This window comes from Nakamurella flava, assembly GCF_005298075.1.
GTDB lineage: Bacteria > Actinomycetota > Actinomycetes > Mycobacteriales > Nakamurellaceae > Nakamurella > Nakamurella flava.
On sequence record NZ_SZZH01000005.1, the window covers coordinates 156171 to 180824 of the forward strand.

Genomic DNA, 24654 nt, shown 5'->3' on the forward strand with positions numbered 1-24654 from the left:
ACCCGGTTCCCGACTCTAGAAGTTACTCGCGGGTAACTTGTCGCGTCGAGGCCCATGCCGGGGGTCCCGGCTGCATCGACTTGTCATACCCGCACGTTCCCGGGTGCCGGCAAGGTGCGGGTATGACAAGTGGAGCGGCGCCGCGGACGGGCTTCAGGAAGACGGCTCGCCGCTCGGGGAGCGATGGTCGGCCAGCACCTCGGCCAGGTGACGTCCGCGCCGCCCGGCCAGCTGGTCCAGTTGCAACCGGCAGGAGAACCCGTCGGCCAGCACGGCGGCCTCCTCCCCCGCGTCGCGCACTGCCGGCAGCAGCGCCGTCTCCGCCACCGCGACCGACACCTCGTAGTGCCCGCGTTCGACGCCGAAGTTCCCGGCCAGCCCGCAACAGCCGCCGACCGCCCGCACCTGCGCCCCGGCCCGCTCCAGCAGGGCCCGGTCGGCGTCCCACCCCATGACCGCGTGGTGGTGGCAGTGCGGCTGGGCGACGCCGGTGACCCCGCGTAGGTCGGGCGGCTCCCACCCCGGCAGCGAGCCGAGCAGTTCGGCGAGGGTGCGCGTGCGACCGGCGACGCGTTCAGCCGCCGCGACGGCGCCCGCGGCGAGCAGCTCGACCGCGTCCGCCCGCAGCACCGCCGTACAGGACGGCTCCAGCCCCACGATCGGGACGTCGCCGATGGCGTCGAGCGCCCGGACGGTGCGACGCAGCTGCCGCCGGGCCCCGTCGAGCTGCCCGGTCGAGATCCAGGTCAGACCGCAGCACACCGGTTCATCGGTGACGCGCACGCTGAACCCGGCGCCCTCCAGGACGGCGACCGCCGCCCGCCCCACCTCCGGTGAGAAGTGGTCGGTGAAGGTGTCGACGAACAGCACGACGGGCGTCCCGGGGGCGACGGGTCGACGCATGAACCAGAACCGGAACGTCCGGTCGGCGAACCGCGGTAACGGTCGGCGGCGATCGATGCCGCCGGCGGCCTTGATCAGTCGGGCCAGCGCCGGAACGCCGAGCAGGCCGTTGACGAGCCGCGGTGCGCGGGCCGCCAGCCGCGCGGTCCGCGGAAGCCAGCCCAGCGCGTAGTGGGACGCCGGCCGCAGCCGCCCCCGGTATCGCTGGTGCAGCGCCTCGGCCTTGTACGTGGCCATGTCGACCCCGGCCGGGCAGTCGACCGAACACCCCTTGCAGGACAGGCAGAGGTCGAGCGAGTCGAGGACCTCGGGTGCACCCAGGCCGTGGACCAGACGGCCGTTGGCCGCCTCCTGCAGGACGCGGGCCCGGGCCCGGGTCGAGTCCTTCTCGTCCCGGGTGGCCAGGTACGAGGGGCACATGACCCCACCGGTGGGGGTCGCGTCGGCCAGGCATTTGCCGACGCCGACGCAGCGGTGCGCGGCGACGCCCACGTCGCCCTGATCCAGCGGCAGGGCGAACCGGCGGCTGGGCAGCGGTCCGGCCTGCGGCACCCGCAGGTCGACGTCCAGCGGGGCGGGCGCGACGAGGACGCCGGGGTTGAGCAGGCCGGCCGGGTCGAAGAGGTGCTTGACCGCTCCGAACAGCTCGATGGCCCGCGCCGAGTACATCCGTGGCAGCAGTTCACTGCGGGCCCGGCCGTCGCCGTGCTCGCCGGACAGCGAACCGCCGTGGGCGACGACGGTGTCGGCCGCCGCCTCGACGAACCGCCGGAACACTGAAGGGGCGGTGGCGAACGGGAAATCGATACGGGCGTGGACGCAGCCGTCTCCGAAGTGGCCGTAGACCAGCGCGTCCAGCCGATGCTCGGCCAGCAGCGCCTCGAACGCGCGCAGGTAGTCCCCCAGGCGCTCGGGCGGGACGGCCGCGTCCTCCCAGCCCGGCCACGCGGGTTCTCCGGCCGGAGTGCGACCACCGAGACCGGCGCCGTCCTCCCGGATCCGCCACAGCGCCGCGGCGGCGGGACCGCCGACGGTGACGTGGTCGATGGCCTGCGCGTGCCGGGCCAGCTCCTGCCCGGCGGCGACGGCGGCGGCGGGCGTCTGTCCCTGGACCTCGACGAACATCCAGCCGGCCCCGCGGGGCAGGACCGGGACGGCCGAGTCGCCCCGTCGCCGGCGGACCACGTCGACCATGCGGGCGTCGATGCCCTCGATGGCCAGCGGCGCGAACGGCAGCAGGGCGGGGACCGCGTCGGCGGCGGCGGGCATGTCCTCGTAGCCGAGGACGACGAGCGCGGTGGCCGGCGGCACGGGGACCAGCGACACCGTGGCCCCCAGGACGACGGCGAGGGTCCCTTCGGTTCCGGCCAGGAAACGGCCCACGTCGAAACGGTTCTCGGGCAGCAGGTGTTCGAGGGAATAGCCGGAGACCTGTCGGCGGAAGCGCCCGAACTCGGTGCGGATGACGCCCAGGTTGTGCGCGGTGAGCGCCCGCAGCGGCTCGGTGAACGGGCCGGCACTGCCCGGACCGGCGGTGAACCGTTCGCCGTTCATCGCGACGACGTCGAGGGCGACGACCTGGTCGGCGGTCCGCCCGACGGACATGGCGTGGGCCCCGCAGGCGTTGTTGCCGATCGAGCCGGCGATGGTGGCCCGGGAATGCGTCGACGGGTCGGGACCGAACTTCAGACCGTGGGGCCGGGCGGCCGCCGTGATCCGGTCGAGCACCGCGCCGGGTTCGACCATGGCGGTCCGGGCGGCGGAATCGATGTCGAGCACCCGGTTCAGATGCCGGGACAGATCCAGCACCAGACCCGTACCGATCGCGTTGCCGGCGATCGAGGTGCCGACTCCGCGGACGGTCAACGGGGTACGGGTCCGACGGCACGCCGCCACCGCGGCCAGCACCTCGTCGACGTGCCGGGGGTAGGCGACGGCCTGCGGCGGGACCCGGTAGTTCCCGGCGTCCGAGCTGTACTCGGCCCGGCGGCGACTAGCCGTGTCGACCGGGACCCCGGCGCGGCGCAACTCGCCGACGACATCGTCCACGCCCAGACGGGTCTCACCAGAGGATCGGCGCTCGAACAGCTTTCGCACGGTCACCCGATCACCGCATTCACCCGGCCGGTCCCGTCCCGCTCCGACCGGAGGTTGGCGGCCAGCACCTTCGTCCATTCCGTCCCCCAGCGTGGGCTCAGCACTGCGCTGTGGCCCGTGAGCAGGATGCGGGGCTCGTTCCATAGTCCACTGTCCGCCGGGGGCGGCTCCGGGTCGACGACGTCCAGCGCCGCGCCACGCAGGGCCCCCCGACGGAGCGCGTGGAGCAGCGCGGACTCGTCGACCGCGGAGCCGCGCCCGACGTTGATCAGCCACCCGTCTCCGAGCGCGGCCAGTTCGGCCGCCCCGATCAGGCCGCGGGTGCTGGCCGTCTCCGGCAGGCACAGCACGAGCGCGTCGGCTCGTTCGCACACCTGCAGCAACCGGTCCGGGCCGAGAACCTCGGCCACGGACCCGACCGGGCCGGGGGTGCGGCGCACGCCGAGCACGGTCATGCCCACTGCCGCGCCGAGCCGGGCGACCTGCTGCCCGACGGCTCCGAGTCCGACGACCGCGAGGGTGGCGCCCACCAGCTCGTGACCCACCCGCGGCGTCCACCGGCCGGCGCGCTGGTCGTCACGGTGCTGCGGCAGGTTCCGGGTCAACGCGAACAGGCAGGCCAGGGCGTGTTCGGCGATGCAGTCGGCCAGTACTCCGGACGCGTTGCACAGGCCGATGCCACGTCGGCGGAACTCGTCGAGCGGGAACTGGTCGACACCGGTGCTCATCGCCTGCACCCAGGACAGGCCCGGTTGCAGGAAACGCGGCGACCACCGATAGGTGGCCAGTACTGCGCCGGGTTCCTGCAGGGCGTCGACCACGTCCTGCTCGTCGGCCGCGTCGACGAGCGTCATCGGTTCCTGCTCGGCCAGGGCGCGCAAGGCCTCCCACACGCCGTCCGGCCGCTCGGGATGGACGACGACCCGCGGCACCGGCGAGGACGTCTCGGTGGGCACCGTCAGCGCGCTCCCGTCCCGGCGGCCCAGATGATCATCTGGGACCACAGGCGCTCGTAGTGCTCCCAGTCCATGAACGCCGGCGGCGCCCAGTGCGGCGAACAGTCGGAGGCGAAGGCGACGCTGCGCCCCTGACCGGCCGACCCGACGACGAGCAGCGGGTCGTCGCCGACGGTGGCCAGCACCTGTGACGTCGGGCGAGCGGTCAACCGGTTGTAGCCGAGCAACGCCGGCCACTCGCCGTGGACCTGGTCGGTGACCGCGTGCGACCCGGTCACCTGGGCCACGACACCGTCCGGCCGCTCGCAACGATCGTCGAACGGTTCCAACGTGACCGGCAGGACCTCCTCCACCGGGGTGCCCCGCCAGCAGCCCTTGGCCTCGATGCCCTGGAACGTCAGGTAGCCGCCGACCATCACCACGCCGCCGCCCTCCCGCACGTAGGTGGCCAGGGCCTCCAACCGATTGGGGCGGGGCACGGACCGGTTGAACGTGTCGGGATGCAGCAGCAGGCTGTTGGCCCCGATGTCGCTGATGACGATGCAGTCCCATGCCCGGAGCGCCTCGGCGGTGTCCGGGAAGTCGCGCATCGCGACATGGGCCGGCATGTAGTCCACCTCGACGTCACCGGCCTGCAGGGCGGCGATCAGCCGACCCCCGCCCTCGACGTACTCGGTCGTGGTGAAGGAGTCGAACCCCTTCTGATGGATGCTGTGGGTCACCCACGACTCGCCCACCACCAGGGCGCGGCACAGTGTCATCGGACGGGTCTTCCTCTCGGGTCGGGCGGTCCGGGCGGACCTTCCCTGGGGTCTCGGGTCAGGGGCGGGCGGGTAGATCGGTCGCCCGCAGCCGCTGGTGCAGGCCGTCGGCGGCCTCGTCCAGGCCGGGCAGGTATTTCTTGTCGACCACGGCGGTGACCGTGAAGTTCGGGTCGACGACATTGCCGATGGGCGACCGGCCCACCTGGGAGACGAGCTGGTAGGCGTCCATCGGTGAGAGTCCGGTGCGGTCGGCGACCCACCTCACGAGGTCGAGGTGGGCGATGCGCCAGGCCGCGTCCAGCGGCCGCGCGGAACCGACGGCGATGAGGCTGTCGTCGGTCTCCAGCCGCGGCCCAGCGGTCGGAACGCCCGGCAGCAGGTCGACCACCAGGTCGACCCACAACGCGCCCTCCACCCCGGAGCCGCAGAGCTCGCCCTCGCCCTGGCGGTAGTGACCGTCGCCGACGGAGAACAACGCGCCCTCGACGTTCACCCCCAGGTAGACGGTGGTCCCGGGTCGCACGGCCGGGACGTCGAGATTGCCGCCGTGCCGATCGGGGACGAGCGACGACCGCACCTCGCCGCGGGCCGGGGCCACCCCGATGGTGCCAAGCATGGGTTCCAGCGGCAGCGCCATCTGGTGGTCGCTGTCCAGGGCCCGATAGGTCACCGTGCCGGCCTCGGCGTCCACGTCGTACATCCAGACCCGTTCCGGCAGCAGGTCCTGCAGGGACGGGTCGAGGTCGGTGCTGGTCAGGCCGCCGAAGCCGGGAAAGGCGCAGGAGGCACCCCACGTGCGGGCGGGGCGCAGGTCGAGCACGTGCAGGACGAGGGTGTCGCCCGGCCGGGCACCCTCGACGTGGAACGGCCCGGTCTGCGGGTTCGTCAGCAACCCGGGCACATCCGTGCTGAGCCGGGAACTGGTGGAGCGCAGGTGACCGCCGAAGGCGTCCTCGGTCCACAGCCTCAGCACATCGCCCGGGGCCACCCGGCGCACCGGTTCCAGGCCGCCGAACGTCCAGCCGAATTCCTCGGGTTCCGGGCGGTATTCGATGATGGCCACGGTCACGCTCCGTTCCGGCTGAGCCATCGGGCGGGGTTGGTCCGGGTCAGGCGGTCGACGTCCGCCGGGCTCCAGCCGCGGCGTCGCAGCAGGGGCACGACCTCGCGCAGGATGTGCGCGTATCCGGTGCCGCCCCAGCGGGGCAGCAGGGACCGGTAGCCGGTGTCCTGCGAGATGAGCAGCTGACCCAGCAGGTCCCGTTCGACCAGCGCCTCCAGCAGCCGGACGCGGGCGCCGTCGTTGGGCACCTCGAACCAGCCGTAGGGGTAGTACGTCGACTCCTGGCCGAACATGTCGAACTCGAGATAGCAACCGGTCCGGGCGATCTCGACGAGGTCGGCCGGGTCGGTCAGGGTCCGGTCGAGGTGCGAGACGGAGACCTTGGTCAGGTCGGCGCCGGCCTCGTCGAGGACCCGCAGGACCGCCGCCGGGGCCTCGGGATGCCGTCCGGGGTGGATCTGCATCGCCGCCCCCGAGGCCCGTTGCGCCTGCGCGGCGGCCTGCAGCACCAGCCGTTCGGCCGGGTGGAGGGGCCAGCCGGTGCCGATCTCGCCGATGATCCCGGACCGCACCCCGGTGTCGTCGACACCGACGGTGAGGTCGCGCAGGATCTCCTCACGCAACCGGCCGGTGTCGGCGGCGTCGAGTTCGGCCGGGTGGAAGTCGGCGAGGTACCACCCGCTGCCCATCACGACCAGGACGCCCGATGCCTGCGACAGCTCGCGCAGCGCCAGCGGATCGCGGCCCAGTCCGATGGGCGTGCACTCGACGATGGCGGTGCCACCGAGTCCACGGAAGTCGGCCAACGCCTCGAGGGTCGCCTCGCGGTCGTCGAGTCGGAGGTTGTCGACGTTCATCGCGTGTCGACGGATCCAGCCCAGGTTGCGGATGTCCATCGGCGCCATCAGCAACTCGCGGTCGGCCTCGTCGATACCCAGCGCGGCGCGACGCTCCGCCGGCCCCTCGTAGAGGGCCACGACCTGGGCCGACGAGTCGGACACCAGATGCTCGTGCGGGGCGACGTGTCCGAGCGACGCGGCCTCGACCGGCCCCGTCACGGTCGTCACCCACCCGTCGACGACGGTCACGCGGTACTCCCGTCCCCCGGGCCGCCGGCGACGGCGACGCGTGAACGGTTCCGCGCGACGGCGCGGGCTTGGTTGGTGGCCCGGACGCGTCGGCTCACCCGCACGGCGATCAGCGGGACGGCCACCGCCAGGACGACGACGGCGCCCTTGACGGCCTGCTGGTAGAAGCTGGAGACGTTGGCGAAGTTCAGCACGTTCGAGAGCAGGCCCAGCGAGAGCGCCCCGGCGGCCGACCCGATGATCGACGCCCGCCCGCCGGTGATCAGGGTGCCACCCAGGACGACCGCGGCGATCGAGTCGAGCGTGAAGGTGGCCCCCGCCAGCGGATCCCCGCCGAGCGTCCGGGCGTTCACGTACAACCCGGCCAGACCGCCCAGCAGACCCGACAGCCCGTAGGCCCACAGGTGGGCCCGGGTGGTGCGGATCCCGCACAGTTCGGCCACGTCGGCGTTGCTGCCGGTGGCCAGGATGTCGAACCCGACCTGGGTCCGGCGCAGCACGACGGTGGCCACGATGATGGCCACGACGGCGATCGGCAGCGCGAACGGCACGATGCCGCCCTTGAAGTAGCCGGCCACCTCGCCCCAGGACTCGGGCACGCCGCCGCCGGGCGATTCGCGGATGAGGAAGGCGGCGCCCTGAATCACCGACAGGGTGGCCAGGGTGACCAGGAACGGCTCGAGTCCGCGGCTGACCAGCAGGCCGTTGACGACACCGCACAGCACACTCACCGCGATGGTCATCGCGATCGTGGCCGGAATGCCCCAGGGGGCGAACAGGCTGACCGACACCACCGAGGCCAGGCTGACGATGGACCCCACGGACAGGTCGATGCCGCCGGTCGCGACCACGAAGGTCTGCCCGGCGGCCACCAGGAGCAGCGGCACGATCTGGGTGAGGACGTTGCCGATGTTGAAGGTGCCGAAGAAGTTGGAGTTGCGCGCACCGATGAGACACAGCAGCACGATGAACAGCACCGCGGGCAGGATCGACGGATCGAACCGTGACCCCCACCCGGACGACCGGGTCGTCGTCCCAGCGTCGTTCACGGCGCCCTTGATGCTGGTGTCCATGCTGCCCTTCCCGATGTCGTTCACGACGCCACCGCCAGCGCCAGCACCTGTTCCTCGGTCGCCGAGCCGGCGTCGACCTCACCGCGGATGCTGCCCGCGCCGATGACCACGATCCGGTCGCACAGTCCGAGCAGTTCGGTGATCTCCGGGCTGACGACCAGCGCCGTCCGACCGCTGTCGCAGACCGACCGGATCAGCCGGTAGATCTCCGCCTTGGCGCCGACGTCGACGCCGCGGGTCGGCTGGTTCAGCAGCAGGACGTCGGCCCGGGCCAGCAGCAACCGGGACAGCAGCACCTTCTGCTGGTTGCCGCCGGACAGGGTGACGACCGGACGGTCCAGGTTGCCGCGGACACCCGCCTCGGCGGCCGCGGCGGCGGCATCCCGGTGCTCGGCCCGGGACCGCACCCACCAGCCCGAGCTGAATCGGCGCCGGACCACGGGGAGCGAGATGTTCTGGATGCCTGACGCTTCGAGCAGCAGGCCGTCGTGCTTGCGGTCGGGCGGGACGAACCCCACCCCGGCCCGCAGCGCCCGACCGACCCGGCCGGTCCGGAGCCGTCGGCCGCGCAGGCTGACGCGCCCGCCGGCCACCGGGAGGTCACCGGCCAGGCAGCGGAGCACCTCGTCCTGGCCCGACCCCTCCAGGCCGTACAGGCCGACGATCTCCCCTTCGTGGAGCTCGACGTCCACGCCGCGGACCAACGGCGGAGCGACCAGTCCCTGCACCGAGAGCACGGCCGGCCGGCCGGTCTCGGCCGCCTTCGGCGGGAAGAGATCGGCGAGCTCGCGGCCCACCATGAGCGAGACGATCCGCTCCGGCGACAACTGCTCGGTCGGCGCGGAGCTGTTCACCGCGCCGTCCTTGAGCACGGTCACCTCGTCGGTCACCGCCATCACCTCGTCGAGCCGGTGACTGACGAAGGCGATGCCCATCCCGCCGGCGGCCAGTTCCCGCAACACGGCCAGCAACCGCCGCGCGTCTTCGGGCGGCAGCGCCGCCGTCGGTTCGTCGAGGATCAGGACGTTCGACGAACGAACCAGACCGCGGGCCAGCTCGACGAACTGCTGATCGGCGGTCGGCAGTCCCTCGACCCGGCGTCGGACATCAATGTCGGCGCCGAGCCGGGCCAGGGCGGCCCGGGCTCGGCGTTCCATCTCCGACACGCTGACCCACCCCTGCTTGCGGGGTGCCCGGCCGGCGCAGATGTTCTGCGCCACCGTCAGGTGCGGGAACAGCGCCAGTTCCTGATGCACGATCTGGATCCCGGCAGCCTCGGCCGCCGTCATCGAACCCGGCGTCACCGCCGTCCCGTCGACGGCCACCGTGCCGGAATCGGCCCGGTAGACCCCGCTGATGATCTTCAGCAGTGTCGACTTCCCGGCGCCGTTCTCCCCGACCAGGCCATGGACGGCGCCCGCTCGGAGGGTGAAGCTGACGTCGGACAGCGCACGGGTCGCCCCGAACGCCTTGGAGACGTGATCGACGGTGAGGCTGCGGAAAGTCACGAGAAGATCGTCTTGACCTGGTCGGGCGTCAGGTAGTTCTCCAGCTTGCCGTCGCTGCCGACGACACCGTCCGACCACCAGTCCTTGGGCAGCGAGGCGTTGGCGAACTGGTCGACGTTCTCATCGGTGATGGCCGGCAGCTCCAGGCTGTAGGAGGCCTTGATCGTCTCGCCGCGCAACGCCTTCAGCGCCAGCTTGACCGCTTCCGGGGTCTGCCAGGTCGGGAAGATCGGCGCCACGGCCTTGAGCCCCTTGTCCTGCCAGATGTGCAGGAAACCGTTCTCGCACTCGCCGGTCATCGGCACCAGCGGCCGCCCCTTGGCCTCGAACACGTCGATCGCCGCCCGCGTCATCTCCGAACCGCTGGACCACACGCCGTCGATCTCGGGGAACTGGGCGACCAGCGTCTCCGCCGCGGTCTGACCGCCGGCGTAGTTCCAGTCGCCGTAGGCCTCACCCTCGACCTCGAGTCCGCACTTCTCCATCTCGGCCTTGCCCGCGTCGTACCGCTCGGTCTCGGCCTGCACGCCGGCTATCCCGCGCAGCATCACGACCTTGCCCTTCCCGGACATCAGGTCGCAGAGTCCCTTGGCCGCGGTGGCACCGAAGGTGTCGTTGGTCGAGAACACCCGGCTGAGCACGTCAGAGGACTGGACGTCCGTCCCCTCGACGATGACCGGGATGTTGGCCTGCGCCGCGCGGCGCAGCACCGGGGTCAGGGAGTCGCTGTTGACCGGCGAGACGACGAGGGCGTTGACGCCCTGCGCGAGCAGGTCCTCGATGTTGCTGACCTGGGTGTTGGCGTCGTTGTTGGCGTTGGTGGTGATGAGCTCGGCGCCGTACTCCTTGGCCACCAGTTCGGCGGCCTTGGAGCGCTGCACCTGGAAGCTGTTGACCAGGTTGAGGCTGGCGTACCCGATCTTGGGGTTGCTGACGTCGCTCTTGTACTTCGAGGTGTCGACATCGGAGCTGGCGGCGGACAGCGCCATCCCCGAGTAGAGCGGGATGCTGCCGCCGGCGTCCGCGCCGGCGCTGCCGGACGCCGCAGCGGACGACGAGCCACCGTCGGCCGAGCTGGAGGACGTGCTGCTGGAACTCCCGCAGCCGGTCAGGGCGGTCAGGGTCACGGCCGACACGGCCGCGGCGACCATGAAATGCCGGAGGGGGGTACGCATCTGAGGAGCTCCGATCTGAGGGTGCTGGGGGTGGGGCGGCGGACGAGAAAGGCGACAGGGACGCAGTGGTGGGTGGTTGGTCAGGTGCTGCGGGTTCGCCGGAACAGAGCGGCCGCGGCGAGCAGGACGACACCGCTGGCGATCGACAGCCCGCCGGCGCCGAGACCGGCGGCTGTCAGTACGGCGGCCAGGACGGTGAACAACAATGCCCCGCCGAGGGTCCCGCCGACGCCGCCCTTGCCGCCGACGAAGGTGGTGCCGCCGACGACGACGGCGGCCAGCGAGTTCAGCAGCAGGTCTTCGCCGGCTCCGAGACTGCCCTGACCGACGGCGCCGGCCAGGAACAGGCCGCCGACGGCGGCGCAGAGCCCCGAGAACACGTAGGAGACGACGTCGACACGGGCGAGGGAGACGCCGCTGAGCCGCGCGGCGGAGGGATTGATGCCGCGGGCGTAGAGCGTGCGGCCCACCCAGGTGAACTTCAGCACGATGGCCACCCCCACGAACAGGGCCGCGGTGAGCCACACCGCGGGAGCCAGGCCGAGCCAACTGCCGAGGGACAGCGCGCGGATCGACGGTGGAAGTTGACCGGACGGGGCTCCACCCGAGATCACGAGGGCCGCGCCGGTCAGCATGAAACTCGTGCCCAGGGTCATGATGAACGGCGAAACCCCTACCAGGGCAACGCCGACGCCGTTGATCAGGCCCACGGCCAGCCCCATGCCCAGGCACAGCAGGATCACCACGACGGGGTTGCTCTGCTGCGCCAGGACGCCGGCGGCGATCACGTTGACCAGTCCGACGACCCCGCCGACGGAGAGGTCGAGGTTGCGGCCGATGACCAGGATCGTCTGACCAAGGGCCAGGCACGCCAACGGCGTGGCCAACCGCAGCAGGTCGGCCCAGCGACTCGGCGCGACGACGTTCGCGGACACGGCCAGCCCGACGAGATAGGTCGCGGCCAGCACGACCCAGACCGCCTTGTGTCGCCAGAACGACGGCGTCACCAGTCGACGGATCGGGTGCGATGACCGTCCCGTCGACGGGTCCCGGAAGAGCCGCCCGCCCGTGTGCGTCGGCGTACCGCTCGTCGTCATGCGTGGCCCCTCATCGTGGACTGCCGGGGAGTCAGGTGCGCGCGGACCGTGCGGGAGCGCACCCGTTGGCCGGCGATCAGGCCGGTGATCATCGACGCGGCGTTGGCGCCCAGCGCGGCGATCGGTTGCTCGATCGCCGTGATGCTCGGAGTCATCAGGGAGAACCAGGGCACGTCGTCGAAACTGACGAAGCCCATGTCGGTCCCGACCGCGACGCCCTGTTCGTGCAGCACCTGCAGAGCGCCCAGGGCCATCAGGTTGTTGGTCGCGAAGACAACCTGCGGGGGCGACGGGGTGTCGAGGATCAGGCTCATCGCGGCGCGCCCACCGTCGACCTCGAAATTGCCGGTGTGGCGGTGCTCGGGAGCGACGGCGATACCCCGGTTCCCGGCTTCGGTGGCGAAGTCGAGCAGCCGCTGGTGGCCGTTGGACACCTCGACCGGACCGCCGATGACACCGGCGCTCCGATACCCCTGCTCGGCCAGGTGCTCGGCGAGATCGGCGATGGCACTGCGGCCGTCGACGCCCGCGCAGGGCAGGCCGGAACCCCGGAGGTTGCGGTCGAGCAGCACGATCGGCGTTCCGAACTCGCGCATCCGCCTGATCTGCGGCGTCATCGCGCGGGCCGGGGACAGCAGCAGACCGTCGATCCGCTGGTCGTGCAGGACGTCGAGGTAGTGGCCCTCCTTGGCCGGGTCCTCGTCGGAGTTGCACAGGATGAGCGAGAAGCCGAGCTTGGCCGCCTCGTCCTCGATCGTCCGGGCGAGCTCCACGAAAAAGGAGTTGGTGACGTCGCTGATCACCAGGCCGAGCGCGCGGGAGGCTTCCGTCCGCAGCGAGCGGGCCACCGCGTTGGGACGGTAGTGCAGCTCGTCGGCCGCCTCCTTGACCCGCCGGACGACGCTCTCGCTCACGCCCGGAAGCCCGTTGAGCGCGCGTGACACGCTCGCGACGGACACTCCCGCTCGCTGAGCGACGTCCTTGACGGTGACGATAACGTCCTCCTCGTAATCGATTACGGGGAGACTCTGCCGCATTGCCGAACTTGTCAAGAGCGTTCTGGCCGAACAGGTCTGCGCGCACATCGATCGTTACGCGGGCGTCATACGGCGCAATGCCCCGACAGGCTTTTCCAGGACCACCCATCGACATTCGTGTCGTTTCATCGCTTTCCAGCCGACAGGAGCACTGATGTCCCCTCATGACCGGTCGGACCCGTCCGCCGCGCCCGCCCGTCACACCTCGACCGCAGAACTGGACGCGGCGCTCGACGCGGCGGTCGCGGCCTTCGCCGCGCTCTCCTCCCTCGGCCGGTCGGGCCGCGCTCGACTGCTCAGAGCGGTGTCGACCGCACTCGAGGCCGACCGTGACGATCTGGTCACTACTTGTGAGCAGGAGACCGGACTGCCGACATCACGCCTGCAACAGGAACTCTCGCGGGCCAGATTCCAGTTCGAGCATTTCGCCGACGTGCTGGACGACGGCGCCTACCTCGAGGCGACGGTGGACCACCGCGGCGACTCGCCGGCCGGGCCCCGTCCCGACCTGCGCAGGATGCTCCTCCCGCTGGGCCCGGTCGGTGTGTTCGGGGCCAGCAACTTCCCGTTCGCCTTCTCGGTGGCCGGCGGCGACACCGCCTCGGCCCTGGCCGCTGGCTGTCCCGTCGTCGCCAAGGTCCACGAGGCCCACCCGCTGACCTCCGCATCGTCCTTCCGCGCGATCCGGCGGGCGGCGGAATCGATCGGCGTCGACACCGGCATCCTCTCGCTCGTCCACGGGCAACAGGCCGGGACGGAGCTGGTGCGCCACCCCGCCGTCCGCGCCGTGGGTTTCACCGGATCGCTGCCGGTCGGCCGTCTGCTGGCCGACGTCGCAGCGGCCCGCCCGGACCCGATCCCGTTCTACGGCGAGCTCGGGGCCCTGAATGTCGTGGCCGTCTGCCCGGCCGCGGCCCGGGCCCGCGGCGTCGACATCGCCCGCGGTCTCGCCGGTTCCTTCACCCTGGGGGTGGGGCAGTACTGCACCAAACCGGGTCTCGTCCTGATCCCCGCCGGCCCGGACGGCCGGGCCCTGCGCAAGGCGCTGATCACGGCGGTCGGCGAAGTGCCGAGCGGCGTGATGCTCAGCGAGCGCATCGCCGGCGCCTACGCCACCCGCAGCACGGCACTGGCCGGGCACGCCGGAGTCACTGTCCTGGCGGGTCATTCCGATCGTCGTCCGGTCGATGCCGGCGGCCGCCATGGCGCCCCAGTGCTCCTGGAGGTCGACCCCGACCAGCTGACCGGCGACCTGCTGGAGGAGTGTTTCGGGCCGATCCTGCTGGTGGCGACGTACACGGACGTCGACCAGCTGCGGTCCATCGTGTCCCGGACCGGACCGGCGCTGACCGGGACGATCCACGCCGACGGGACGGATTCCGAGGTGTCGCGGATCGTCCTGGACATCCTGGTCGGACGGGTGGGGCGCATCGTCTGGAACGCGTTCCCGACCGGACTGGCCGTGGCCTGGGCCACCCACCACGGTGGTCCCTACCCGGCATCCACGTCGGTGCTGCACACCAGCGTCGGGGCGACGGCCATCCGCCGCTGGCTCCGACCGGTCTGCTTCCAGGACGTGCCGGCCGACCTGCTGCCCGACGAACTACGGGACGAGCCGGTGGACCACTCACTGGCGCGTCGCGTGGACGGCACTCTCCGCGTGACCTCGTGACCTCCACCCGCTCCGCCGCCCATCGGGCGGCGAAGCGACCGCCGCTTCAGCGGCGGGTGTCGTCCTGCCGGAAGTTTAGGTACGCCCGCGACGGGGTCGGCCCGCGCTGCCCCTGGTAGCGGGAGCCGTACTGGGCCGAGCCGTAGGGGTGCAGCGCCGGGGTGGTCAGCCGGAACAGGCAGAGCTGTCCGATCTTCATGCCCGGCCACAGGGTGATCGGGAGGTTGGCCACGTTGGACAGTTCGAGGGTGATGTGACCGGTGAAACCGGGGTCGATGAACCCGGCGGTCGAATGGGTGAGCAGACCGAGCCGGCCGAGTGACGACTTGCCCTCCAGCCGACCGGCCAGGGAGTCGGACAGCGTGACCGCCTCGAACGTCGAGCCGAGGACGAACTCGCCCGGGTGCAGGACGAACGGTCCGTCCCCCTCGACCTCCACCTGGGTGGTCAGGTCGTCCTGCTGCACCTTGGGATCGATGTGGGTGTACTTCGTGTTGTTGAAGACCCGGAAGAACCGGTCGAGCCGGACGTCGATGCTGGACGGCTGGATCAGCGTGGCGTCGAAGGGGTCCAGGCCGAGATTCCCGGCCTCGATCTCGGCGAGCAGGTCGCGATCCGAAAGCAGCATGAGGGCAGCCTAGAGGGCCGATCGGCGTCGGGTCGTGAGGCCCCGACCAGCGGGAATCGCAACGTCACCCCCACCGGCGGAACGGCGAAGGCCCGGACGGAAATCCGTCCGGGCCTTCGCACTGCTGGAGCGGGCGACGAGAATCGAACTCGCGCTATCAGCTTGGGAAGCTGAAGTTCTACCACTGAACTACGCCCGCAGGTGCCCGACCACTATAGCCCGTCCCACGGTGGTGACGGTCCTTCGCGGTCGGGGCGCCCCTGTCGATGCAGCCGGGCGGGTCGGCCCCCCGACGGAACCGACCACGCCCGCGGCCTCAGGCGACCGCGGCCAACGCGCCCGGCGCCACCTGGGCCAGCGCCGCGCGGAGCGCCGTCCCGTCCTCGTCGGCCAGCGCGGCCTCCCGGAGACGCTGGATCTCCGCGGCCGCCCGGGCCCGCCCGGGCCCGGAGGCCAGGGTGTCGACGGCGGCCATCAGCAGCGCGAAGCTCTCCCGGCCGTGCTCGTGGGTGGCGCCGTAGCCCTTGAGCACCCGCTGGCACTCGATGACCTCGCGGGCCAGTTCGGGATCGTCGCGACCGACCCGGACGGCCCGGTCGATCCACGTGTCCAGCGCCTCCTGCTCGCGGGCGAACCGGTACGACCGGGGCCGCATGGGCCGGAACCTGGCCATCACCCACAGCATCGAGAAACCGATGGTGCCGGTGGTGTTGACGACGATGCCGTTCCGGGTGGCCCTGGTGACGATGCGGCGGAACATCTTCGACCGGGACAGCCGGCGGCCCATCGCCGTCGGCAGAGTGTCGGTGATCTCCTCGACCTGCGGGTGCAGGTACTCGCGGACGTCGACGATCTGCCCCTTCTTGGCCCCGGCCTCGTCGCGGACTCCGGCGATCCGCTTGCTGCGGATCTTCTGGTGGGCGACATGGATGGTGTCCTGGTAGGTCATCCAAAGCGCGACGTGCCGGGCGGCTTCGACGGTGAGCCGGGCCTCCCCGGCCGGATCGAGTTCGATCGCGGCCAACCGGGAGACCCGCTGCAGGTAGCGATCGGTGTAGTCGATGTCCTGGTAGACGGCGGTGCGGACGCACCCGTGCAGCAGCATGTCCCGCGCCGGGACGGGGAAGTGGTCCGCTACGCGACGGGCGTGGGCCTGCAACCCGGGCCCGACCAGGCTGCCCGGGTCGGTGGCCGCGATCTGCCGCCGTCGCCGTTCCTCGGCCTGGGCGGCGGCCTCGACCGGGTCGACCGGTCGGCGCGGCTGCAGGGTCAGGGCGACCGGGCCGTTGCCGCGCGAGGCCGGGGCCGGTGGCGGCGCGGTCGCGGCGTCGTAGCCGGCGGCGAACGCCCGCAGCGACGCGTCGACGCCCTTGCCGGACGCCCTGATGGCGGCCTCGAACTCCGGCCGCGGAAACGGCAGCGCGGCCGACCCGGCCAGCGCCCCGAACAGCGACGCGCTGATGACACTGCCGGCCGTGGTCGCCAGGGCCATGAAGTCGGCGGACACCAGCCGCTTGGCGCCGGCCTCGGCCGCGGACAGCAGGGCGGCACTGTCGGCCCGGCCGTCGCCGAGGGCGAGTCGTTCGTCCATCGAGTAGACCCGGTTGGTCGACGCGATCAACGTGGTGCGGTCGGGGGTGGCGAACCCGCGCTGCACGGCCCGGCCGGCCTCCATCAGCTCGGAGGCGATGACGACGTCGACCTCCCCCGGCGTCGGGAACAGGCTGAGAACCGGCTGCTGCCGGGCACTCTCACCGGCCGGGGCCAACGACGGCGGGTACAGCTCGACGTAGTAGACGGTCGCACCGGTGCGCTGGGCGACCCCGGCGACGGACGTGTTCTGTGCGTACCAGCCGGCCTTCTGCCCGACGGCGACGATCCAGTCGGCGAGCACCCCGCCGCCCTCGCCGCCCATGGCCAGGATGGCGATGGTGATCGGGCGACGCCCACTGCTCCAGCTGCTGCTCATTGCGCGACCTCGTACTGTGCGGCCCGGGACTCGACCCCGGAGGACAGGGCCTTCGTCCAGCCCTTGCGGATGACGGACCGGGCGCGGTCGACGGCGGTCGGGTTGATGACCATGTCGGTCCGGTAGAACGACGGGCACAGCGACGCGGCGTGCGCGTTGGCCCCGCACACCCCGCAGCCGACGCAGGAGTCGAGCACGGTGGCGACCGGGTCGGTGCGCATCGGGTCCGGGTTGGGGGCGATGGTCAGCGAGGGGCAGCCGGAGACGCGGATGCAGGCGTGGTCGCCGGTGCAGGTCTCGGCGTCGACGCCGAACCGTTCCTTGACGACCCGCTTGCCCTCCTTGATGGCCTTCTGCCGCTGCGGCTTCTCTCGGCGCTGCTTGTTCAGCTGGCACTCGGACTGGGCGACGATGACCTTCGGGCCCTTGGTCTTAGTGGTGAGCGCGGTGACCAGCAGATCGCGCAGCTCGCCGATCCTGTACGTGTCGGTGACGGTCTTGGTCCACTTCACCCCGACGCCGCGGACGGCCTTCTCGATCGGATGCTGGGTGGAACGCAGCGGGCTGTCGGCCTGGGACGAGAGCACGTCCTGGCCGCCGGTGGCGGCGCTGTAGGCGTTGTCCACGACCAGCAGGAGCTGATCGTTCTCGTTGAAGACGGCGTTACCGACCCCGCTGGTCAGGCCGTTGTGCCAGAACCCGCCGTCGCCCATGATCGCCACGGTCCGCCGGTCGGCGGACTTGGAGTTCAGTGCGGCCGCCCCGGCCGAGCCGAGCCCGTACCCCATCGTGGTCGCGCCGAGGTTGAAGGGCTCGTTGATGGCGAACAGGTGGCAGCCGATGTCCGCGCTGACGTGGTGCTTCTTGCCGGTCTCCTTCTCCGCCAGCTTGAGTGCGCTGAAGATGGGGCGCTCCGGGCAGCCGGTGCACAGGCCCGGCGGGCGGGCCTTGATGGCCTTGGCGTCGACGCGGGTGGCGAACGGGCTGGCCGGGTCGTCGGCCGGGCGCAGCAGCGCCGGTCGGGTCCGTTCGCGGTCGGGCAGGTGGCGGGCCAGGAAGTCGTCGACACCGCGGGTGACGGCGGCGGTGGTGTACTCGCCGGCGACGGGCAGCAGGTCCTTGCCGTGCAGTGCGACGGTCGACCCGGCCCGCCGGAGAATCGCGTTGAGGTTCTGCTCGATGTAGTCGGGCTGCCCCTCCTCGACCAGCAGCACGGCCTTCTTGTCGGCGCAGAAGTCGAGAACCTCGGAGTCGACCACCGGGTAGGTCACGTTCATGACGTAGATCGGGACCTGGGTGTTGCCGAACGCGTCCGACTGGCCGAGCAGTTCGAGCGCCCGGTTCAGGGTGTTGTAGACGCCGCCCTGCACGATGATCCCGACGTCGGCGGTGCCGGCGCCGAGCACCTCGTTCAGGCCGCGCCGCGTGATGAACTCGACGGCCGCCGGCCAGCGGTTCTCGATCTTCTCCTTCTCGTGCAGGAAGCTCGCCGGCGGCAGCACGATGCGGTCCAGCTGCCGGACCGGGTTCTCGATGGCCTCGGTGACCGTCATCGGCGGCCGCTGGTTGTCCTTGGCCTCGAAGCTGCCGGTCAGATGGCAGGCCCGCAGGCGCAGCTGCAGCATGACGGGGGTGGAGCTGGCCTCGGACAGTTCGAACCCGGCCTCGACGGCGTTGACGATCGCCTCGATGTTCGTGCGTGGGTCGAGCAGCCACATCTGCGACTTCATGGCGAACGCGTGCGAGCGTTCCTGCATGATGCTGGAGCCCTCGCCGTAGTCCTCCCCGACGATGATCAACGCGCCACCGGTGACGCCGCCGCTGGACAGGTTGGCCAGGGCGTCGGAGGCGACGTTGGTGCCGACGGTCGACTTGAAGGTGATCGCGCCCCGGAGCGGATAGTTCACCGATGCGGCCAGCATGGCGGCCGCGGTGGCCTCGGAGGCGCTGTTCTCGAAGTAGACGCCGAGTTCCTCCAGCACCTCGTGGGCGTCGCCGAGGACGTCCATCAGGTGCGAGATCGGCGCGCCCTGGTAGCCGCCGACGTAGGCGACGCCGGACTGCAGCAGGGCCTTGGTGACGGCGAGGATGCCCTCGCCGGAGAACGTGGTGCCCGCTCCGTCGCGGAGCTTGCGTACTTCGTGGGCGAAAGACCGTTCGGCCATGGCGGCGGCTCCTTCTCCGTTCGGTCGATGGTCGGCTGGTCAGCGGGGGCGGCGACCCGAGCGGATCAGGACGGGACGATGGCGTACGCGCGGGCCGGCGACCCGGTGCCGCCGACGATCGGCAGCGGCGAGACCACCAGCATGGCCCCGGTGGCCGGCAGCCGGTCGAGGTTCTGCAGCTGGGTCAGGCCGTACTTGTCGGCGCCCAGCAGGTAGTGGTGCACCGGGAACGGCGGCTGCAGTCCGCCGGCCTGACCGGCGTCGATACCGACCGTCTCCACCCCGTAGCCGGTGATGGGCGACTCGGCGAGCCACTGCGCCCCCTCGGCCGAGACGCCCGGGGTGTGCGGGCCGGCGTCGTCGGCATTAGCGAAGGCCTGGGCGTCCCGGCTGTACCGGCTCCAGCCGGTGCGCAGCAGCAGCCAGGCACCCTCCGGCAACGGACCGAGAGCCTCGAAGTCCGCTGGGCCGACCAGCAGATCGGGGTTCTCCTGCGCGCGCTCGGTGACGTCCAGGACGACGGCCGGTCCGACGAGCCGACGCGGCGGGATGGTGTCGACGGAGTTGCCGTCCCGGCCGGTCGCCCAGTGCACGGGGGCGTCGAGGTGGGTGCCGGTGTGCTCGCCGAGGTGGATGTTGTTCCAGCCCCAGAACGGCCCGTCGTCGTCGAAGTCGCTGACCTTCTCCAGCGACAGCGGGATCGTGTTCGCGAACGGCGGCGGCAGCTGCAGGACGGGGGTGTCCGGCGAGAGCGGGGCGGTGAGGTCGAGGATCTCCACCCCGCCGGTCGCCAGGGAATCGAGCAGGTCGTCGACGACGGTCATGGCCATCACCTCTCGGTCGCAGTACGGGACGCGGATCGCGGTCGCCCGGGGGACGACTGCTGCCGTGACGTCGGACGGTAGGCGGTGGCCCGGGCGGGGCTCTATCCAGTTCGCGCGTGGGTCAGCCGGAATGCGGGCGGACCGGGCGGCCCGGTCTCAGCGGGAGCGTTGCAGGGTCTGGCTGGGCGTCTCGCCGAACGTCGACCGGTAGTCGCCGGACAACCGGCCGAGGTGGGTGACGCCCCAGCGCAGCGCCGCCTCCGTGACGCTCGCGGCGCGGCCCTGTTGCAGATCGGCGCGCACCCGTTCCAGCCGGACCCGGCGCAGGTGGGCCATCGGGGTGACGCCCAGGTGCACGCGAAAGCCGGCCTGCAGGGCGCGGACGCTGAGACCGACGGCCTCGGCGATGTCCGGGGTGCCGAGCGGTTCGGCACAGTGGTCCTCGATGAGCCGGGCGGCGCGGCGGATCGGCCGCTCGTGGGGGGTGACGGCGGCAGCTTCGCCGGGGACGGCCAGCCCGGCCAGCAACCCGTCGATGAGCGCGATCCGCAACGCCGCGGCCGCAGAGGGCGCCGACGCGAGCCCGTCGGGACGGTCCACGTCGGTGACGACCAGGTCGACCAGGGCCCGCCAGCTCCGCCCCGCCCCCCGGGTGAGATCGAGTTCGCCGACCCCGTCGGGGATGTCGAGCCCGGCGGCCCGGGCGACCGCCACCCGTTGCGTCAGCACCGGACGGCCGATCCGCACCATCAGGCGCGGATTGCCCCTCGAGTAGCGCATCCGCAGCGGGCGCCCCGGCGGGGCGACCACCGCTGTGCCCGGGTGCGCGGCGACCGTGGCTCGTCCGGCCACGATGGTGCACCGACCGGCCAGCGGGATCTGGACGAGCTGGAAACCCATGCCGTCGACGGCGATCTCGACCTCGGACGCGTAGTCGATGTAGTGCAGGCTCAGACCGTCGAGATCGACCGCGTTGTGCAGCGCGCGAAAGCCCTCGACACCGGCCGTCGGCATCAGCCGGTGCGGGGCGAGCTGGGCCGAGACCGAGGCTCGGGCGACATCGAGACTCGTGGTGCGCAGCACCCGGTGGGCGGACAGGGGCGGGGCCGACCGGGCCATGGGCCACCTCCCGCACGGGCGCCCCGTCACCGACGCGCCGGCGCGGCTCCGTTGACATTTGACTGACGTTCGTCCGGATCGCAGAACACAAGCGTTCCCTGGACAGCGGCGACTGTCAATGGATAGCCCGTCCCGGCGCCCTGACCGGACGATCTCCGCCATGCCGCAGCACACCCCGCCCGCCCCGGTCGTGAACGACCCCGCGACGACTCCGTCCGCGCTGCGCCGCCACCTCGCCCGCTGGCCGACCGGCGTCGCCGTCGTCACGACCGTCGTCGACGGTCGGCCCGTCGGCAAGACCATCAACAGCTTCCACTCGACCTCGTTGCAACCGCCGCTGGTCGGATGGTGCGTCGACCACGGCTCCAGTCAGCTGGACGACTGGCTGGCCGCCGACGGCTTCGTCGTGCACGTGTTGAGCGCCGACCAGATACCCCTGGCGACCCACTTCGCGAACCGATCGGCCGACCGGTTCGCCGGGATCGAGTGGACGGCCGGCCTGGACGGCATGCCGCTGCTCGTCGCGGACGTACCCCTCCGCCTGGAATGCCGCGTCCGGCATCGACTCCCGGTCGGCGACCACACCTACCTCGTCGGCCAGGTCGTCGACCTCACCGCCGGCCCGGCCATCCCGCTCGTCCTGCAGCGCTGAACCGCCCGCTCATCGAAAGGAACTCACCGTGTCCACACCGCTTCTCGACGCCGACCACTTCCGTCTCGGCCTGTTCTCCTCGAACTGCACCGGCGGCCTGGCCGTCACGACGATCCCGGAGCGCTGGTCGGCGTCCTGGGCGGACAACCTGCGGTTGGCCCAGCTGGCCGATCGGGTCGGCATCGACTTCATGCTGCCGATCGCCCGGTGGATCGGGTACGGGGGCGTCACCAACTTCCACGAGGGCGTCCTGGAACCGGTGCCGTGGGCCACCGCGATCGTCGCCTCGACCGAGCGGGTGACCGCGTTCGCCACGGTGCACACCGCCTTCAATCACCCGGTGGTGACGGCCAAGCAGCTCGCCACCGTCGACCAGGTCGCGCCCGGTCGGGTCGGCGTGAACGTCGTGGCGGGCTGGAACCAGCCCGAGTACGAGGCCATGGGCGTTGATCTCCCCCAGGACCACGACTCCCGGTACGCCCTCGCCCAGGAGTGGATCGACATCGTCACCACGTTGTGGCAGCGCGAGGGCCGGTACGACGTGCCCGGTCGGTTCTGGAACCTGACCGGGGTGGAGGCACTGCCCAAGCCGGCCGACGGTCGGCTGCCGATCCTGAACGCCGGGTCGAGCGCCCAGGGCAAGGCGTATGCGGCCCGCAACGCCGACTTCGTCTTCACGATCGTCAGCGGACCGGAGCAGGGCGCCGAGGTGGTCCGCGGATTGCACGCCGACGCCGCGGCCCAGGGGCGGACCAGCGGGGTGCTCACGCCGACGCATGTGGTCTGCCGGCCGACCCGCGAGGAAGCCCGCGAGTACCTGCACTACTACGCCGACGAGAACGCCGACTGGGATGCGGTCGACAACCTGATGCGGCTGCAGGGTCTGCACGCGCAGTCGTTCAGCCCGGAGATGCTGGCCACGTTCCGCGGCCGGTTCGCCGCCGGGCACGGCACCTGCCCGCTGGTCGGCTCCCCCGACGATGTGGCCGACGAGATCGAGCGCTTCGCCCGGGCCGGTTTCGGCGGCATCACGATGTCGTTCGTCGACTACGTCGGCGAGCTGGAGTATTTCGCGCAGGAGGTCATGCCGCGGCTGGTCAAGAAGGGGCTGCGCCCCGAAATGGGCTGATCAGGTCTCAGACCGGTCGTCCGCTGGCTGCACGGCATGGCGCAATAGTTCACCTAAGCGCATACTATTGCGCCATGCGGAGGGACGAGTGGTGGCCCAATCTCCGCCTGCAGGCGGAGGACCAGCACGGGCTCATCACCGCCGCACAAGGCCGCCTGGCCGGAGCCACCCGTCGGCAGCTGGCCGACCTCATCGAGCAGGGCACCCTGACCCGCCTCCAGCACGGCATCTACCAACTGACCGGGACCCCGTCCGATGAGTGGACCGGTGTCCGTACCGCATGGCTCGCCCTGGCCCCGGAACGATCAGCGCCGGAGCGGCTGGCCGCCCCTGATCCTGAGGGGGTGGTCTCCCATCGCAGCGCGGCACAGCTGCTGGGCCTCGGCGATCTCGACGCCGATCGCATCGAATTCGTCGCGTCCACTCGACGGCGGCCCCGCAATCCGGATGTCGTCGTCCACCAAGCCCAAGTCCGGTCCGGAGACTGGATCGTCGAGCACGGCCTGCCGGTCACCACTCCGGTGGTCACGGTCGCCGCGCTCGCGGACAGCGGAGTCGACCGCGAGCACCTGGCGGTGGTGGCCCGGGATGCGGTCTGGCGGAGGGACGTACCCGTCACTTCGCTGGCCGCTGCGCTGGATCGCTGCGCGGCGGGATACGGATTCGACGACGGCACCGCTCTGATCGATGAGCTGATCGCCCTCGCCGGCGTCCCCCAGTCCAGCATCGACCTGGCCGCCCACGCGACCGGCGGTGACCGTGCTCGTAGTTCTCCTCCAGCGGGGCCTGGACGTTTTCGAGCGATGATTGCTGACCCTCCATGACAGGGAAGGCCTATCCCACTCCCGCTGCCTTTCGCCGAGCCCTGACGGACAGAACCAAGCAGGCCTCAACCGCTAGCGGCCGACCCTTTCAGGAGCTTCGGCGCCTGTTTGTCCTGCACTGCTTTCTCGCGCGTGTCTTCGACATTCCCGGCGAACGCTGGATCCTCAAAGGTGGAACCAGCCTGGCGGTCCAGCTTCCCAATGCTCGATTCAGCAGGGATCTCGACCTGCTGAATACGGCCGCCGACCTCACCATCGACGGTTGCATCACCGAACTGAAGGAGGCCGGCCGTGCGCAAGGGCGAGACCCCTTCATCTTCGATGTCAGCGAACGGGGGCGCCTGACCGGCGCGACTCACGGGGTCACGCTGACCGTGCGGGCCCTGTTGGGCTCCACCGTTTTCGAGCAGTTCCCGCTCGATCTGACGACCGGTCTGCACTTCACCGGCAAGGTGCGGGTGCTGCACTCGGACTTCCCGGTGTCGATCGATGATGTCGGGCCACCTCCACCCATGCGGCTTTACCCCGTGGTTGACCAGGTCGCCGACAAGGTTGCCGCGATGTACGAGCAACACAACGGAAGGACGTCGGGACGCTACCGCGATCTCGTTGACCTCGTCCTCATCATCGGCGCCGACGACATCACCATCGATCCAGAGCAGCTGGGGGCAGCGCTACGACGGGAACAGCGCCGACGCGGGATGACCTTGCCCAGGAAGCTGGTTCCACCCGGACCGGATTGGCAGCAGAAGTACACACTGGAGGCAATGAGGTCACCGGTTCCTACCTCCCTTCGCAGTCTGACCCGTTCGCTCGAGTTCGCCGGCCAGACCATCGACCCCGTTCTGGCCCGGTTCCACGATGGCGATCATCGCATCGACGGCCGCTGAGCCCCTGGACGTCCCGCGCCC

At 71.3% G+C, this 24654-nt stretch carries 20 protein-coding genes and 1 tRNA gene; 5 read left to right on the forward strand and 16 right to left on the reverse strand.

From position 1 onward, the window contains the following. Positions 1–153: 153 nt before the first annotated feature. The 10 genes from FDO65_RS17825 to FDO65_RS17870 all read right to left on the reverse strand — a co-directional run bounded on the left by FDO65_RS17825 (position 154) and on the right by FDO65_RS17870 (position 12809). Positions 154–3000, reverse strand: a complete 2847-nt coding sequence (locus FDO65_RS17825) for an FAD-binding and (Fe-S)-binding domain-containing protein (protein WP_420847553.1) — start codon at positions 2998–3000, stop codon at positions 154–156. Positions 3001–3002: 2 nt separating this feature from the next. Beyond that, on the reverse strand, positions 3003–3956 hold the full coding sequence (locus FDO65_RS17830) for a D-2-hydroxyacid dehydrogenase (protein WP_137451088.1): 954 nt from the start codon (positions 3954–3956) through the stop codon (positions 3003–3005). Between the two features lie 2 nt (positions 3957–3958). Beyond that, positions 3959–4717 (reverse strand): glutamine amidotransferase, encoded by a 759-nt coding sequence (locus tag FDO65_RS17835; protein WP_205850141.1) that lies wholly within the window; start codon positions 4715–4717, stop codon positions 3959–3961. A 58-nt stretch (positions 4718–4775) separates the two neighbouring features. Then, complete coding sequence (locus FDO65_RS17840; protein ID WP_137451089.1) at positions 4776–5783, reverse strand: acetamidase/formamidase family protein; 1008 nt, start codon at positions 5781–5783, stop codon at positions 4776–4778. Positions 5784–5785: 2 nt separating this feature from the next. Further along, a complete protein-coding gene (locus FDO65_RS17845; protein ID WP_137451090.1) occupies positions 5786–6871 on the reverse strand; it encodes a phosphotriesterase family protein in 1086 nt (361 codons plus the stop codon). After that, positions 6868–7968, reverse strand: a complete 1101-nt coding sequence (locus FDO65_RS17850) for an ABC transporter permease (RefSeq protein ID WP_137451091.1) — start codon at positions 7966–7968, stop codon at positions 6868–6870. The genes FDO65_RS17845 and FDO65_RS17850 overlap by 4 nt, the downstream gene beginning before the upstream one ends. Beyond that, positions 7965–9452 (reverse strand): sugar ABC transporter ATP-binding protein, encoded by a 1488-nt coding sequence (locus FDO65_RS17855; protein ID WP_137451092.1) that lies wholly within the window; start codon positions 9450–9452, stop codon positions 7965–7967. The genes FDO65_RS17850 and FDO65_RS17855 overlap by 4 nt, the downstream gene beginning before the upstream one ends. Further along, entirely contained in the window at positions 9449–10627 is a 1179-nt protein-coding gene (locus FDO65_RS17860) for a substrate-binding domain-containing protein (protein ID WP_137451093.1), read from the reverse strand. Before FDO65_RS17860 ends, FDO65_RS17855 begins: the two co-directional genes overlap by 4 nt. A gap of 80 nt (positions 10628–10707) precedes the next feature. After that, complete coding sequence (locus tag FDO65_RS17865) at positions 10708–11724, reverse strand: ABC transporter permease (protein ID WP_137451094.1); 1017 nt, start codon at positions 11722–11724, stop codon at positions 10708–10710. Continuing rightward, entirely contained in the window at positions 11721–12809 is a 1089-nt protein-coding gene (locus tag FDO65_RS17870; RefSeq protein ID WP_137451095.1) for a LacI family DNA-binding transcriptional regulator, read from the reverse strand. The genes FDO65_RS17865 and FDO65_RS17870 overlap by 4 nt, the downstream gene beginning before the upstream one ends. A 106-nt stretch (positions 12810–12915) precedes the next feature. Here FDO65_RS17870 and FDO65_RS17875 point away from each other — a divergent pair, with 106 nt between their 5' ends. Continuing rightward, complete coding sequence (locus tag FDO65_RS17875) at positions 12916–14433, forward strand: aldehyde dehydrogenase (NADP(+)) (RefSeq protein WP_137451096.1); 1518 nt, start codon at positions 12916–12918, stop codon at positions 14431–14433. Between the two features lie 46 nt (positions 14434–14479). Here FDO65_RS17875 and dcd read toward each other — a convergent pair whose 3' ends face one another. From dcd to FDO65_RS17905, 6 genes are all read right to left on the reverse strand, one after another. Next, positions 14480–15061 carry a dCTP deaminase gene (gene dcd / locus FDO65_RS17880; protein WP_137451097.1) on the reverse strand — a complete coding sequence of 194 codons (582 nt, stop codon included), beginning with the start codon at positions 15059–15061 and terminating at the stop codon, positions 14480–14482. A gap of 125 nt (positions 15062–15186) precedes the next feature. After that, a tRNA-Gly gene (locus FDO65_RS17885) sits at positions 15187–15260 on the reverse strand. A 117-nt stretch (positions 15261–15377) separates the two neighbouring features. After that, positions 15378–17030: an indolepyruvate oxidoreductase subunit beta family protein gene (locus FDO65_RS17890; protein WP_137451098.1), complete on the reverse strand. Its 1653-nt coding sequence runs from the start codon at positions 17028–17030 to the stop codon at positions 15378–15380. Then, positions 17027–19195 carry a thiamine pyrophosphate-dependent enzyme gene (locus tag FDO65_RS17895; RefSeq protein WP_137451099.1) on the reverse strand — a complete coding sequence of 723 codons (2169 nt, stop codon included), beginning with the start codon at positions 19193–19195 and terminating at the stop codon, positions 17027–17029. The genes FDO65_RS17890 and FDO65_RS17895 overlap by 4 nt, the downstream gene beginning before the upstream one ends. Before the next feature lie 65 nt (positions 19196–19260). Beyond that, on the reverse strand, positions 19261–20019 hold the full coding sequence (locus FDO65_RS17900; RefSeq protein ID WP_137451100.1) for a cyclase family protein: 759 nt from the start codon (positions 20017–20019) through the stop codon (positions 19261–19263). Positions 20020–20175: 156 nt separating this feature from the next. Next, positions 20176–21138: an AraC family transcriptional regulator gene (locus FDO65_RS17905; protein WP_166442273.1), complete on the reverse strand. Its 963-nt coding sequence runs from the start codon at positions 21136–21138 to the stop codon at positions 20176–20178. A gap of 160 nt (positions 21139–21298) precedes the next feature. Between FDO65_RS17905 and FDO65_RS17910 the strand changes: the two genes are divergently transcribed. The 4 genes from FDO65_RS17910 to FDO65_RS17925 all read left to right on the forward strand — a co-directional run bounded on the left by FDO65_RS17910 (position 21299) and on the right by FDO65_RS17925 (position 24633). After that, positions 21299–21790, forward strand: a complete 492-nt coding sequence (locus FDO65_RS17910; RefSeq protein ID WP_166442274.1) for a flavin reductase family protein — start codon at positions 21299–21301, stop codon at positions 21788–21790. Between the two features lie 28 nt (positions 21791–21818). Continuing rightward, positions 21819–22919, forward strand: coding sequence for an LLM class flavin-dependent oxidoreductase (locus FDO65_RS17915; RefSeq protein ID WP_137451103.1), 1101 nt, complete (start codon positions 21819–21821; stop codon positions 22917–22919). A gap of 74 nt (positions 22920–22993) precedes the next feature. Beyond that, positions 22994–23743 (forward strand): type IV toxin-antitoxin system AbiEi family antitoxin domain-containing protein, encoded by a 750-nt coding sequence (locus FDO65_RS17920; RefSeq protein ID WP_137451104.1) that lies wholly within the window; start codon positions 22994–22996, stop codon positions 23741–23743. Continuing rightward, positions 23740–24633, forward strand: coding sequence for a nucleotidyl transferase AbiEii/AbiGii toxin family protein (locus tag FDO65_RS17925; RefSeq protein ID WP_137451105.1), 894 nt, complete (start codon positions 23740–23742; stop codon positions 24631–24633). The genes FDO65_RS17920 and FDO65_RS17925 overlap by 4 nt, the downstream gene beginning before the upstream one ends. The last annotated feature ends 21 nt before the right edge of the window (positions 24634–24654 follow it).

Excerpts from the sequence above, each read along its gene's own strand:
- FDO65_RS17835 (WP_205850141.1), bottom strand. The coding sequence starts at position 4,717 with ATGACACTGTGCCGCGCCCTGGTGGTGGGCGAGTCGTGGGTGACCCAC.
- FDO65_RS17860 (WP_137451093.1), bottom strand. The coding sequence starts at position 10,627 with ATGCGTACCCCCCTCCGGCATTTCATGGTCGCCGCGGCCGTGTCGGCC.
- FDO65_RS17865 (WP_137451094.1), bottom strand. The coding sequence starts at position 11,724 with ATGACGACGAGCGGTACGCCGACGCACACGGGCGGGCGGCTCTTCCGG.
- FDO65_RS17870 (WP_137451095.1), bottom strand. The coding sequence starts at position 12,809 with ATGTGCGCGCAGACCTGTTCGGCCAGAACGCTCTTGACAAGTTCGGCA.
- FDO65_RS17875 (WP_137451096.1), top strand. The coding sequence starts at position 12,916 with ATGTCCCCTCATGACCGGTCGGACCCGTCCGCCGCGCCCGCCCGTCAC.
- dcd (WP_137451097.1), bottom strand. The coding sequence starts at position 15,061 with ATGCTGCTTTCGGATCGCGACCTGCTCGCCGAGATCGAGGCCGGGAAT.
- FDO65_RS17890 (WP_137451098.1), bottom strand. The coding sequence starts at position 17,030 with ATGAGCAGCAGCTGGAGCAGTGGGCGTCGCCCGATCACCATCGCCATC.
- FDO65_RS17895 (WP_137451099.1), bottom strand. The coding sequence starts at position 19,195 with ATGGCCGAACGGTCTTTCGCCCACGAAGTACGCAAGCTCCGCGACGGA.
- FDO65_RS17900 (WP_137451100.1), bottom strand. The coding sequence starts at position 20,019 with ATGACCGTCGTCGACGACCTGCTCGATTCCCTGGCGACCGGCGGGGTG.
- FDO65_RS17905 (WP_166442273.1), bottom strand. The coding sequence starts at position 21,138 with ATGGCCCGGTCGGCCCCGCCCCTGTCCGCCCACCGGGTGCTGCGCACC.
- FDO65_RS17910 (WP_166442274.1), top strand. The coding sequence starts at position 21,299 with ATGCCGCAGCACACCCCGCCCGCCCCGGTCGTGAACGACCCCGCGACG.
- FDO65_RS17920 (WP_137451104.1), top strand. The coding sequence starts at position 22,994 with ATGCGGAGGGACGAGTGGTGGCCCAATCTCCGCCTGCAGGCGGAGGAC.
- FDO65_RS17925 (WP_137451105.1), top strand. The coding sequence starts at position 23,740 with ATGACAGGGAAGGCCTATCCCACTCCCGCTGCCTTTCGCCGAGCCCTG.